Source organism: Actinophytocola sp., assembly GCF_035762905.1.
In the GTDB taxonomy this organism is placed as follows: domain Bacteria; phylum Actinomycetota; class Actinomycetes; order Mycobacteriales; family Pseudonocardiaceae; genus DASYTH01.
This window is the reverse complement of the sequence record NZ_DASUCC010000009.1, coordinates 1-12,705: the sequence shown is the minus strand read 5'-3', so window position 1 is coordinate 12,705 and position 12,705 is coordinate 1. Positions and strand designations below refer to the sequence as shown.

12 protein-coding genes are annotated in these 12,705 nt (G+C 70.2%); 8 read left to right on the top strand and 4 right to left on the bottom strand.

All coding sequences use genetic code 11. The features are described 5' to 3' along the window. Positions 1 to 98 precede the first annotated feature (98 nt). The gene (locus tag VFV67_RS00840; protein WP_326466406.1) at positions 99 to 1,211 is read right to left on the bottom strand and encodes a hypothetical protein; all 1,113 of its coding nucleotides are present in this window, start codon (positions 1,209 to 1,211) and stop codon (positions 99 to 101) included. A gap of 260 nt (positions 1,212 to 1,471) precedes the next feature. Between VFV67_RS00840 and VFV67_RS00835 the strand changes: the two genes are divergently transcribed. From VFV67_RS00835 to VFV67_RS00825, 3 genes are all read left to right on the top strand, one after another. Then, positions 1,472 to 2,707, top strand: coding sequence for an acyl-CoA dehydrogenase family protein (locus VFV67_RS00835; protein ID WP_326466404.1), 1,236 nt, complete (start codon positions 1,472 to 1,474; stop codon positions 2,705 to 2,707). 126 nt (positions 2,708 to 2,833) lie between these two features. After that, positions 2,834 to 3,271, top strand: coding sequence for a VOC family protein (locus VFV67_RS00830; protein ID WP_326466477.1), 438 nt, complete (start codon positions 2,834 to 2,836; stop codon positions 3,269 to 3,271). Between the two features lie 76 nt (positions 3,272 to 3,347). Continuing rightward, positions 3,348 to 4,364 (top strand): alcohol dehydrogenase catalytic domain-containing protein, encoded by a 1,017-nt coding sequence (locus VFV67_RS00825; RefSeq protein WP_326466402.1) that lies wholly within the window; start codon positions 3,348 to 3,350, stop codon positions 4,362 to 4,364. Here VFV67_RS00825 and VFV67_RS00820 read toward each other — a convergent pair. Further along, positions 4,359 to 4,505 carry a GMC oxidoreductase gene (locus VFV67_RS00820; protein ID WP_326466400.1) on the bottom strand — a complete coding sequence of 49 codons (147 nt, stop codon included), beginning with the start codon at positions 4,503 to 4,505 and terminating at the stop codon, positions 4,359 to 4,361. The two genes, VFV67_RS00825 and VFV67_RS00820, sit on opposite strands and share 6 nt — an antisense overlap. A 297-nt stretch (positions 4,506 to 4,802) precedes the next feature. On the opposite strand from VFV67_RS00820, the gene VFV67_RS00815 reads away from it, so the two are divergent. After that, positions 4,803 to 5,249: a hypothetical protein gene (locus tag VFV67_RS00815; RefSeq protein ID WP_326466398.1), complete on the top strand. Its 447-nt coding sequence runs from the start codon at positions 4,803 to 4,805 to the stop codon at positions 5,247 to 5,249. 467 nt (positions 5,250 to 5,716) lie between these two features. Here VFV67_RS00815 and VFV67_RS00810 read toward each other — a convergent pair whose 3' ends face one another. Then, entirely contained in the window at positions 5,717 to 6,403 is a 687-nt protein-coding gene (locus tag VFV67_RS00810; protein WP_326466396.1) for a VOC family protein, read from the bottom strand. Positions 6,404 to 6,582: 179 nt separating this feature from the next. Between VFV67_RS00810 and VFV67_RS00805 the strand changes: the two genes are divergently transcribed. After that, positions 6,583 to 8,088, top strand: coding sequence for a CYTH and CHAD domain-containing protein (locus tag VFV67_RS00805; RefSeq protein WP_326466394.1), 1,506 nt, complete (start codon positions 6,583 to 6,585; stop codon positions 8,086 to 8,088). A 58-nt stretch (positions 8,089 to 8,146) separates the two neighbouring features. Here the strand turns inward: VFV67_RS00805 and VFV67_RS00800 are convergent, their stop codons facing one another. Further along, on the bottom strand, positions 8,147 to 9,529 hold the full coding sequence (locus VFV67_RS00800) for an NAD(P)/FAD-dependent oxidoreductase (protein WP_326466392.1): 1,383 nt from the start codon (positions 9,527 to 9,529) through the stop codon (positions 8,147 to 8,149). A gap of 302 nt (positions 9,530 to 9,831) precedes the next feature. Between VFV67_RS00800 and VFV67_RS00795 the strand changes: the two genes are divergently transcribed. The 3 genes from VFV67_RS00795 to VFV67_RS00785 form a co-directional block, all read left to right on the top strand. Beyond that, complete coding sequence (locus VFV67_RS00795) at positions 9,832 to 11,379, top strand: alkaline phosphatase D family protein (protein WP_326466391.1); 1,548 nt, start codon at positions 9,832 to 9,834, stop codon at positions 11,377 to 11,379. Positions 11,380 to 11,476: 97 nt separating this feature from the next. Then, on the top strand, positions 11,477 to 11,953 hold the full coding sequence (locus VFV67_RS00790; protein WP_326466390.1) for an NUDIX domain-containing protein: 477 nt from the start codon (positions 11,477 to 11,479) through the stop codon (positions 11,951 to 11,953). 91 nt (positions 11,954 to 12,044) lie between these two features. After that, a partial coding sequence (locus VFV67_RS00785; protein WP_326466389.1) for an alkaline phosphatase PhoX occupies positions 12,045 to 12,705 on the top strand: 661 nt, incomplete at its 3' end.

Sequence of the window (12,705 nt, the reverse complement as noted above, 5' to 3'; positions counted from 1 at the left end):
GGAGCGCGGATAATCTGCGGCCAAATGATCCACAATGCCAGCTGGTGGGATCGATCGCCATTCATTCTTCCAGCTCGGCGTCGGTGATCGTGCGGGCCTTACGACCACCCGATTAGGTATGCCTCAGCGAATTCCGGTATGTCGGCAAGCTTCGTCGGCTGTGCGCCGGATGACAGTGCCTGTCGGTACACCGCCGTGGTATCGCCCTGCTCGGCGAGGAAGGCGAACGCGCGCTTGTCTGGCGCCGGCACGGGCCCGTAGGTCTGGCGGTCGGTGTCCGGCAGCAGCGGTTCGGCCTTGCTGACCGACCCGTGATCGGGTGCCAGGGTCAGTCTCCAGATCTGCGATTGGCTGGAGCACACCATCGTGGCGTCATCGAGCCAGTAGTTCGGCCGGCAAGGGGGTAACGGCGCGCTGCCCGGCGGCGGTTTCTCAGCGCCTGCGGCGAGGGCCTCAGACAGGACGACAACATCGTTCCGGCTGGCGTCACGTTCCCGGATCCGGAGATTACCCCAGAAGCCGTCGAACTCGGCCGCGTAGCGGCCGGACGGGTGGACCGCTGTGGTATCGACTTCCTGGCCGTACCAGGGACTGTCGCCAGCGAAGATCACCTTCAAGGCGCCGGCCGGGCCATGGTCCTCGGCGGCCTCCGGTGGTTGCTCAGTCGACCGGCTGCGCAGTCGCTTGTCGCGGTCCACATACCAGAGTTTGCCGTCATGAAACACCGGCCGGCTGTCCTCGGGCGAGGCCGCGAAGTCGTCGGGGTCGAGGCCTGGCCCAACCTGAGCTCCGGTGCGGGTGTCGTACGCGGTGGCCAGGAAGCCCTCGTCGCCGGGACCACGTGCCCAGCCTGCTAGCCGGGCGGCATCGGGGGCCAGCAGTTGCTGCAGCATCCCGGTCGAGGGATAGCCCGAGGTGAGCGGGTCACCGCAGAGGTAGGACGGCCCGCCGTCGCTGACTCGGGCCGCGGTGATCGTAGCGACCTGATGTCCATCGTCACTCGACAACGCGGTCAGGGTCAACGATTTCTGGTCGCAGTGCAGCACGAGCACGGTTCCGGGCGAACGCAAGTCCGCGATCGGATCGGGCGACTGCGGAGCGGTAGCCTCCGGCGCATCGGGCCCGCTGCACGCGGCGCCGGTTCCGGCCACGGCAACAGAAAGGATCAACGGCAGCAGACGGGAAGCACGGACGAGTCGGCGGCGGCTCATGAACAGTTCTTCTACACCATGCGGCCGCGCGGTACGTCGAGTTCAGTCGAACATTCCGCAGCGGAATGCAAACAAGCGTTCGGAGGCGGCGGCGAACATCCAGATGAGCTGCCGATGAAGTTGGCCGAGTCGTTCCGTCAGTAGACCAGGCCACACGGCAAGAGTGCCCGGTGCCGGCGTGCGGAAATGTCTGGACCGGTGCGACATAGGGGGTGATGCTGACCCACACCACCACACTGTTGGCCAAGGAGGTCTTCGCGATGACCGTGTCGTTTCTTCTTTCCCCGCAGCAGGAACAGCTCAAGGCGGCCGCCCGGGGTTTCGCCCGAGAGCGGTTGCGGAATCTGGCCGCGGCGACCCGGGCCGAGCCCGATCCGTTGACTCGAGCGTTGCTGCTGCGGCCGGTGTTCGAGGATGCCGTCGCGGCGGGGTTTCTCAAGGGCCTGATTCCGGTGCCGTTCGGTGGGGCGGCATCCAGCGGCGTCGACGCCGCGATCTTCCTCGAGGAGTGGGCGGCGGAGATGCCGGACTTCGTCATCTCGATGGGCGGTCCGCTGATCGCGTTGGCGCCGGTCTACCAGGTGGGCACGCCGGAACAGGTCGAGCGGTTCGTGCGACCGTTCCTGGCCGACTCGGGTGCGCCGCTGGCAGCCATGGCCTTCAGCGAACCCGAGGGCAGCGCGAACTTCGACGCCGAGGGACCCGGCCTCGGGGTCCGCACCACCGCGGCGCCCGACGGCGAGGAGTGGGTGATCAACGGTCGCAAGGCCTGGGCATCGCACCTGCCGGGGTGGGACGGCGACGGCCCGGACCTGATGACCATCGTCTGCCGCACCCCCGGCGGCATCTCGCTCATCGTCGCCGAACGGGAACACCTGGCCGGCCACATCGAGGTCGAGCAGTACTACGACCTACCCGGGCTCAAGGGCTGCCTGACCACCCGGGTCCAGCTCACCGATGTGCGCGTGCCGCGCGGCAACCTCCTCGGCGCCGAAGGCCAAGGCGTGGCGTTGACCCGCAACGCGTTTCTGCCAAGCGGCGCGTCGATCGGCATCTTCGCCACCGCGGCGATGCGCCAGGCCTTCGACGTCGCCTACCGCTTCGCGCTGTCCGAGACGCGCGGCGGACCGGTGCCGATCATCGATCATCAGGCCGTTTCCGACGTCCTGGCCGACGCCAAGGGAAAGATCGAAGCCGTCCGGCTGCTGGCCTGGCGCGCCCTGGACGCCGTGCTGTCGATGCACCCCAGCGGACCGGAACTGGCCCTGCACGCCAAGATCTTCGGCTCCGAGACCGGCGTCGCGGTCATCAACGACCTGATCGGGATCGTCGGCGTGACCGCCTACGACCAGAACTTCCCACTGGTCCGCCATCTGATGGACGCGCTGTCCTACCCGATCATCGAAGGCAGCAACGTCGGCATGCGCCGCCGGCAGCTGCAGGCGCTGTTGCGCACCCCCGGCTACGACCCGCTCGCCGCCTCCGGCATGACCTGAACACACCCTGGCCGGGGATCGACCAGGGTGTTCCACCGGTGCGAACGGCGGGGCCGCGGAGCGATTGTTGTGGCGTGGCAGCAGCCACGACAGCGACAAGAACCGAAAGAAGTGGCGATCGTGGACATGAAGTTTGAGGTCACCGTCCTGCCGGTCTCCGACGTTGACCGGGCCGAGCACTTCTACAAGACGCTGGGTTGGCGGCTGGACGCCGATTTCACCGCCGACGACGGCCTGCGGGTGGTGCAGCTGACCCCGCCCGGCTCGCCGGCCTCGATCATCTTCGGCAGCGGGATCACCACCGCCGAGCCCGGCTCCGCGCGGGACCTGATGCTGGTGGTGGACGACATCGAGGCGGCCCGCGCCGAGTTGGCCGACCGTGGGGTCGCCGTGAGCGAGGTGTTCCACGACGCGGGCGGGGTGTTCCACCACGCCGGTACCGAGGGCCGGCTGCCGGGCCCGGATCCCGAGCGGCGCAGCTACTCCTCGTTCGTCTCGTTCAGCGACCCGGACGGCAACGGCTGGATCGTCCAGGAGATCACCACCCGGTTGCCCGGCCGGTGACGACGCGAGCGCGCGGGCCGCAACCCGTGCCGGCCCGCGCTCACCTCCGTAACCCTCACAACCACTGGGAGTCACCATGTCCGTCTACCGTGCCGTGGAAGTGACCGGCTCGCGCCAGTTCGCCTTCGTCGAACGGGAAACCCGCGATCCGTTGCCCGGTCAGGTGCGGCTCCGGGTGCAGGCTTGCGGGGTCTGTCACAGCGACACGCTCGCCGTCGAGGGGCTGCGGGCCGATGCGTCGGTGCCGGTGGTGCCCGGTCACGAGATCGTCGGCATGATCGACGCGGTCGGCGCCGGGGTGACCGCGTGGCCGGTCGGCACCCGGGTCGGGATCGGCTATCTGGGCGGCCACTGCGGCGAATGTGAACCGTGTCGGCGCGGGGACTTCGTCAACTGTGCCGACCAACCGCAGACCGGCACCACTGTCGACGGTGGCTACGCGGAGGTCGCCTACGCCCGGGCCAGCGGTCTGGTCCGCATCCCCACCGACGCCGACCCGCTACAGATCGCGCCGCTGCTGTGCGCGGGACTGACCGTCTACCGCGCGCTGCTGTCCGCCGGACCTCGGCCGGGGGCCCTCGTGGCTGTGCAGGGCATCGGCGGGCTGGGTCATCTGGGCATCCAGTACGCCAAGGCCCTGGGCTACCGAGTCGCCGCGATCGCCCGCGGCAGCGGCAAAGCCGACCTGGCCGCCGAACTCGGCGCCGAGGACTACATCGACAGCACCAACACCGAACCCGGCCCCGCACTGCAGCAACTCGGCGGCGCCGCCGCGATCATCGCCACCGCCGCCAGCGGCGCGGCCATGTCGCCGTTGGTCACCGGGCTGGCCCCGCGCGGCCAGCTCATGGTGGTCGGTGCCGCACCCGACCCGATCGAGGTCCGCACCCCGGATCTGATCTTCGGCACTCGCGCCGTGCGCGGCGCCCTGACCGGCAGCTCGATCGAGAACGAGGACAACGTGAGCCTCGCGGCGCGGCTGGGCGTCCGCAGCCGCAACGAGACCTTCCCGCTGTCGCAGGCCCCCGAGGCCTACGAGCGCATGCTGTCCGGCCAGGCCCGGTTCCGCGTCGTCCTCGACACCCGGTCATGACCGGCTGATCAGGGTGGCGGCCCGCTCGGCGATGGCGTCAGCGGTGGCGTTGGTGTTCCCGGACACGATGGTGGGAATGACCGACGTGTCGGCGACACGCAACCCGCCGAGGCCGTGCACCCGCAGCTCGAGATCGACCACCGCTTCGGGTCGGTTCCAATCCGGCAGCTGACGGCCGGATGGAAGACAGCTGAGCGGCCAGCACGCACCCGGCCGACCCCGCCCACGATCACGACGCATAGCTGTCCATTCCCACCTCACCTGTCGGGTCTCGTTGGGTTTCGTCCGATCCGGCCCGTGCCTTGAGGATTGGGGAGAATGGCGCGGTGGTGACGGCGGCGCAATTCGCGCTGGATCGGGTGAGCCGGGTGCGCGACGATCCGGACGCTCGGCTGGAGCTGATGTGCCGGCTCTACACCGGATTACCCGGGCGAGCCGATGCGGCATCTGCCCTACCGCCGCGCCGCGGTCGCGTTCGTGAGCTGGCAGCTGCGGCGCGGGCTACTCCACCCGCCGCACGGTCCGAAGTCAGGTAGCCCGTGGTGGCGGGCGGTCAACGAGCGGCTGCTGCGCGACGGCTGGGAGGCGCGTGCCCTGGCCGCCGGCTACGACCCGACCGGCGCCACGGAAAGCGCGGCGGCGTCGCTGGCGTTCGTCCGCGAACCCACGGCGCGCAACTGGTATCGGGCGCACAACGTCAGCATCGTAACGGCCTATCTGGAGCATCGCGATCTCGCCGAGCGGGAGAGCCGCACCGAGCGGTTCTTCCTCGACCTGATGCTGATGCGGGTGCTCTACGCGCATGCGCTGGTGTCGCGCCGCGGCTTTCCCTGGGCTGGCTCGCACCCGTCGCGCCCGCGCTGGGCGATCCGCGTGTGCGGATGACCGGGATCTTCCTGTCGATATCCCGGATCCTGCCCAACACCTACCCTCTCGGAGAGGACATCGAGCGGCATGTGGCGCGCGAGCACCAGGTGGGCCGGCTGCTCGACGTCGGGGTGATCCAGCCCCGGCTGCGGCAGGTCTACGACTGGTCGGCCGCCGAGCTCGGCCTGCCCGGGGTGCGCGATCTGCTGGCCGACGACGTGCCGTGCTATGCCTGGCCCGCGGGGGACCGGCGACCCTGGTTCCCCGCCCCACAATCCTGGCGCGGATGGCCCGGCGCGCGCTGCCACCAGGCCGGAACCGGTCGCCTGGTGACACCGCGCGGATCCGACATCGACGGTCGCTTACTGCGCGGGGCGCGACACCCGGGCCCGCATGCGGCACCGAACATCACCGGTCGCTCGTCGAATCGACACGCCAGTAGACCCACCAGGTGCTGGTGGGTCTACTGGGACGCGCCGGTTCGATCAGCCCGGCGCCATGATGTGCTTGATGTCGGCCATGTAGCGGTCGGCAGCTGTCGAGGCGTCGTCGGGGGTGGCGCCGGTCTGGCGGGCGTCGAGGTAGGCGGCGTACCAGTCCCACCAGTCATGGGGAGGGGCAACCGCTTCGAAGGCGCCGTGGTGTTCGGCGGTTTCGTGCAGCAGCTCGGCTAGGCCGGCGACGTCACTCGTCACCCGGCCGGGGAGCCGTTGGGTGATTTCCTGCAGCTGCCAGCCGTTGCCGTCGGGATCGGTGAAGTCGGCCCGGCTGAGGTAGGAGCGGCGCTGCGGGTCGAGCCCTGGCACCTGGCCGGTGCCGGGTTCGAGATGCCAGATCTCACCGACGTCGACGCCGCGGCTGATCAGGTCGTCGCGGGCGGCGACGATGTCGGCCACGACCAGCAGCAGGCCATCCAGTGAACCGGGGGTCGTGGTGGTGCGGCCGGAGCCGAACTGGATCGACGTCGGTGAGCCCGGCGGAGTGAACTGCACCGCACGCGTGTTCGCGTCGGGCTGGAAGTCGATGTCCAGCCGCCACCCAAGGTTTGCATAGAACGCCTTGGCCCGGTCGACGTCGGCGACCGGCAACGTGGTGACCTCCAACCGCATGGGGATCCCTGCGGTGTTGGATGCCTTGGTCTCGATCGTGGTGCTGTTCTGCGCGATGTTCATGACGGATCTCCTCGGGATGTTGTGGTGGTCTCCGGCTTCTTCCCCCTTTGTCGGACAGCGCAACTGTGCGCGCTCGCCGGGGTCACTCGCGCCCGTGGAACACCCTGGCCCGGGATCCGCCAGGGGTGTCCTCGCACCGACAGGTTTGCCGAAGCGCTCGGTTCGGGTAGCCGGGAAGGATGAAGGCAACCACCCACACCGAGACCGAACGCAAGTACGAGCTCGGGCCGGACGCGAAGCTACCGGTGCTGGACGGGCTGCCCGGCGTGGTCGCCACCTCCGACCCCAGCACCGAGGACCTGAACGCGGTCTACTACGACACCGACGATCTGCGGCTGGCCCGGGCCGGCCTGACCTTGCGCCGGCGTACCGGCGGTGCGGACGCGGGCTGGCATCTGAAGGTTCCGGCCGGCCGGGACACCCGGGACGAGACGCGGCTTCCGCTCGGGGACAGCGACGAGCCGCCGGCCGAACTGGCCGACCTGGTCACCGGCTACACCCGGGGCGCCCGGCTGGTCCCGGTGGCCCGGCTGTCCACCCGGCGGGACCGGCGGCAGCTGCTCGGTCCGAATGGGGTGCTCGCCGAGGTCACCGACGACCTGGTGACCGCCCGCTCGACCGGCCGCCCGGCCTCCCTCGACACCTGGCGGGAGGTCGAGATCGAGCTGGCCGGCGAGGCCGGAACCGGCCTGCTCGACCACGCCGAGCGGCGGCTGGGCAAGGCCGGGATCCGCCGGTCGAAGTCCAGTTCGAAGCTGCTGCGGGTGCTGGACCTGGGGCCGGATCAGGCCGATCACCCGGCGACCGCGGGCGAGGTGGTCCGGCACTACCTGCGCGCGCAGGCCGACGTGCTCGCCCGCAACGACCTGCTGGTCCGCAAGGGGACGGGCGACGCCGTGCACCAGCTCCGGGTGGCCGCCCGCAAGCTGCGCAGCGCGCTGCGGGTGTTCGGAAAGATCATCGACCAGGACCGCACCCGCGAGGTGGAAGCCGAGCTGCGCTGGCTGGGCCGCCGGCTGGCTCCCGCGCGCGACCTCGAAGTGCAGGAGGAGCGATTCCGCCGGGCCGCCGGGTCGCTGCCGCCCGAGCTGCTGATCGGGCCGGTCGTCGCGCGGCTGACCAAATATTTCGGCCGGGCCGAAGCGGACGCCGGGCGCAAGGTGCTGCGCACCCTGCGCGGCGAGCGGTACCTGCGGCTGCTGACCGCGGTCGATGAACTGCTCGCCGACCCGCCGTTCACCCCCGCCGCCGGCAAGCCGGCCACCAAGGAACTGCCCCGGCACATCCGCCGGGCATACCGCACCGTGGCCCGCCGGGCCGAGCGGATCCGTGTCCTGCCACCCGGTCCCGACCGGGACACCGCCACCCACTCGATGCGCAAGGCCGCCAAGCGCTTCCGTTATGCCGTCGAGGCGGTGGCACCCACGATCGGCAAGCCCGCCTGGCGCACCCGCCGCCACGCCAAGAAGCTGACCAAGGTACTCGGCGAGTTCCAGGACAGCGTGATGGCCCGGCCGGTCTTAAGAGAACTGGGCGTGCGGGCCCATCTGGCCGGCGAGAACGGCTTCACCTTCGGTCTGCTGCACGGCCACGAAGAGGCCGCCGCCCATCGCGCCGAACACGACCTGTGGCCCACCTGGCGCCCAACGACCACGAAGAAGGCCCGCGCCTGGTTCCGCAAGTAGTCGAGCCGCCGGTACTCCGCCATCAGTCAGACGCGGCGCTGGGCGTTCCGGAACGACCTCAGGCCATTGAGGTGGCGCGCCGGGGTGGTGAGCCGGCCTGGATGTGGGTGTCGAGGTCGCGCAGGGCGTGCAGGAATGCTTCGGAGAAGGTGGGAAATGGTTGGATGACATCGAGCAGGACGGGCAGGGGGATGCGGGCGCGGATGGCGACGGTGGCCTGCTGCAGCCATTCGCCGGCCTCGGGGCCCACCGCGTAGGCGCCGGTGAGCCGGTCGCCATCGGAGACGACGGTGAGGAAATCGGACCGGGTGTCGTAGGCGCGGGTGTAGGTCGCCGTGCGGGCGACGCCGGCAAGCGGGACGGTCGCGGTGAACGGCCCGTCGGCGGCGCCGACGGCGGCGGCTTGCGGGTCGGTGAACACCACGCGCGGGACGGCGTCGTAGTTGATGGTGCGGGGGGTGCCGAGGATGTTGGCGGCGACCACGCGGCCGTGGTATTCGCCGACGTGGGTCAGGTTCCACTGGCCGGTGACATCACCGACCGCCCACAGACCCTCGCCGGCGGACATGCGCTCGTCGACCGGTATGCCGCGCGGATTTGCCTCGATGCCCACGGTGTCCAACCCGATCCCGGTGACCCGGGGCCGCCGGCCGGTGGCGACCAGCAGGCGGTCGCCGTGCAGCCGGGTGCCGTCGGCGAGGTCGAGCCGGTAGTCGTCGCCGTCGAGCCCGGCCGCGATGACCTGCTGGCCGAGGTGCAGCTCGATGCCGTCGGCGCGCAGCGCCTCGCCGAGTGCCGCACCGAGGGTCCGTGGTTCGCGCGGCAGCACTCGATCGGCGGCGCCGACGAGCGTGACCGAGGCGCCGAAGCGGGTGAACACCTGGGACATCTCGACCCCGACCGGTCCGGCGCCGAGGATGAGCAGCCGTCGCGGGATCTCGGTGACGCCGGTGGCCTCGCGGTTGGTCCACACTCCGGGAAGCTCGCGCAGTCCGGGCACCGGCGGGATGATCGGGTCCGCGCCGGTAGCCAGCACGATGTGCTCGGCGGTGTAGGTCGTCTCCCCGACCGCGACAGTGTGCGGGCCGGCCAGTCGCCCGGCACCCCGTAGCACCTCGATACCCGCGTCGCGGGCCCATGTCTGCTGGCCGGTGTCGCTGTAGGAGGAGACCATGAAGTCCCGCCACGCCAAGGCGGCGGACGCGTCGACTGATCCGGTGACCGCCTCGCGGGCACCCGGTACCTCGCGGGCGGCCGCGAGCGCCTCGCCGGGGCGCAGCAGCGTCTTGGATGGGATGCAGGCCCAATAGGAGCATTCGCCGCCGAGCAGTTCCCGCTCGACGATGGCGACCCGCAGACCGCCCGCGGCGATCGCGGCGGCGGTGTGCTCGCCGGGTGCGCCACCGCCGATGACGATGGCATCGAAGTCACGCTCGGGCATGCTGATCACTCCTCGTGGATTCGGGAGCGTCGGCCGGCGACGGGACCAACCGCGCTTCATGGGGTCCTATGTAGACGAACGAGTGACGGTGCCGGCGGGATGGAACATCGCGCCCGCGTCATGGAACACGGCGCTGACATTAACGCCACGCTCGGCGGGGACCGAGGACCGGCTGCCCTGGTTCCCAGGTCGGCTGAACCGTGACCTTCCTCGTGGTGTCACCGTCGGCTCACTGCGCGGTGACCTGCCGTATACCTGGTGCCGCCACGGTGGGCCTGGTAACCGCGAACCGGGAGGCATCTGTGGTCAGTTCCTCGGCCAGCGCGATAGCCCGCCGGAACGTCCTGCTCGGCGGGACGGCCGCGGTCGGGTTGACCGCGCTGGGCACGCCACTGGCCGGTGCGGCCCCGGCGGTCCGGCCGCTGACCGATCCGTTCACGCTCGGTGTGGCCTCGGGGGATCCGTTGCCGGACAGTGTGGTGCTGTGGACCCGGCTGGCGCCCGCCCCGCTCAATGACGACGGCCTCGGGGGTATGCCGAGCCGGGCGTTTCCGGTGCTGTGGCAGGTTTCGGAGAACGAGCGGTTCACCCGGGTGGTGCGCTCCGGCGTAGCGCTTGCCGATCCGCGCTTGGCGCACAGCGTGCACGTCGAGGCCGGGGGGTTGCGGCCGGGCCGGGAGTATTTCTACCGGTTCCGCGTGCGGGGGCACCTGTCTCCGGTGGGGCGCACCAGGACCGCACCGGCGCACGGCACCTTCGGGTCCGGGTTGACCATGTGCTTCGCGTCGTGCTCGCACTTCGGGGAGGGGTTCTTCACCGCTTACCGGCGGCTGGCCGAGGAGCACCCAGACCTGGTGCTGCATCTGGGTGACTACCAGTACGAGTACGAGACCAAGGCCGCCGATGTGCGGGTGGTGGCCGGGCCGGAGACCCGCACGTTGGCGGGCTATCGGCAGCGGCATGCCCAGTACAAGACCGACCCGGATCTGCAGTTGGCGCACGCCACCGCGCCGTGGCTGGTGGTCTGGGACGACCACGAGACCGAGAACAACTGGGCCGACGAGGTTCCTGAGCAGCCCGACCCCGGCTTCTCCGACCGGAGGGCCGCTGCTTTCCAGGCCTACTACGAGAACATGCCGCTGCGGTCGAGCGCCCGGCCGCGGGGGATCGACATGCGGCTGTACCGCCGGTTCGCCTGGGGTGGGCTGGCCACCTTCCACATGCTCGACACCCGCCAGTACCGCGACGATCAGGCCTGCGGTGACGGAACCCGGGTCAACTGCGCCGAACGGCTCGACCCGGCCCGCACGATCACCGGTGCCGAGCAGGAACGGTGGCTGGCCGACGGTCTGGCCCGATCCCGGGCTCGCTGGGATGTGTTGGGCCAGCAGGTGTTCTTCGCCCAACGCGACTTGCGGGCCGGGGTCGACCAGGGTTTCAGCATGGACGCCTGGGACGGCTACCGGGCCAGCCGGGACCGGGTCGCGGCGATGCTGGGCGGCACCCGCAACGGCGTGGTGCTCACCGGCGACGTGCACCGCCACTATGCCGCCGACCTCAAGGCCAACCCGGATCAGCCCGACTCGCCCGGCGTCGGCGTCGAACTGGTGGCCACCTCGATCACCAGCGGCGGCGACGGCGACGAGGGCACCAACCCCACCGTGCGCACGGAGAACCCGCACATCAAGTTCTACAAGAACCGTCGCGGCTATGTCCGAACCCGGTTCACCCCGACAGAACTCCGCGCCGATTTCCAGATCCTGCCCGCCGTCCGCACCCCGGACGCTCCCTCCTCGACCGCCGCCAGCTTCACCGTCGCCGACCGCGACCCCACCCTGCACCAGACCTGACCCGACAGTTTCCAGAAGTTGAGCGGTGCGGTTCGAATTCACGAAAAGTACCCTTGCACTTCGTCACAGTGCGTGACGGTTTGGGCACACTGGAGTCATGGTTCGGAAGGCCGAGTATTACTACGATGCCGCCGCCCCACCGGCGAATTCGGTGCGTCCCGCCGCTTTCGCCGCGGCTCGCGATCCGGCCGCGCGAATTCTGCTGGCCCAGCGGGCCGACACCCGCAACTGGGAGCTGCCGGGCGGCAGCGTGGAACCCGGTGAGTCCGCCGTCAACGCGGTGGTCCGCGAGGTCGCCGAGGAGACCGGCGTCCTGGTCACGGTGACCGGCCTGTCCGGCATCTACACCGATCCGGCGCACGTGATGGTGTACTCGACCGGCGAGGTGCGCCAGCCATTCGCCGTGTGTCTGCATGCGATCCCGGTGGCTGGCCAACCTCGACCGGACCGCGACGAGATGATCGACGTGGCCTGGATCGACCCCGGCGAACTCGACGGCCTGCCCATCCATCCCAGCATGCGGCTGCGCATCGAGCATGCGATCGGCCTCCCCGGTCGGGTTCAGTTGACCTGAGCACCTCGCCGGGTGTTCACCTTGGCGATGCGTGGGTGCGGCTTGTGGTGCGTACTGTGCGTTGGCGGGTGACACGGTGCGGAGGTGCGAGGTGCGGCGAAGGAACTTCCTGCGGGCGGCGATGGTCGGGGCGGGTGTCACCGCGTTCGGCAACACGTTGACCCCTTCGGCGATGGCGGCTCCGGCGCAGAACGGCCCGAGCCCGTATGGTCCGCTACAGGCGGCCAATGCCAACGGGATTCAGTTGCCGGCCGGGTTTACCAGCCGGATCGTGGCCCGGTCGGGGCAGCAGGTCGGCGGCACCGGCTACGTCTGGCATGCCGCGCCGGACGGCGGTGCGGTGTTCGCCGATGGGAGCGGCTGGATCTACGTGTCCAACTCGGAGATCAATCCCGGTGGTGGGGCGAGTGCGATCCGGTTCAACGGCAGCGGGAACATCACCGGCGCTTACCGGATTCTGGGCAATACCCGGCAGAACTGTGCCGGTGGCGCGATGCCGTGGAACAAGTGGCTGTCCTGCGAGGAGGTCAGCCGGGGGTTTGTGTATGAGACCGATCCGTTCGGGGGTGCGGCGGTGCAGCGGCCGGCGATGGGGCGGTTCACCCATGAGGCGGCGGCCGCGGACCCGGTGCGCCGGGTCGTCTACCTGACCGAGGACGCTCCGGACGGCTGCTTCTACCGGTTCGTGCCCACCATCTGGGGCAACCTGTCGGCCGGGACGCTGCAGGTGTTGCGCGCCGGCACCGCCACCT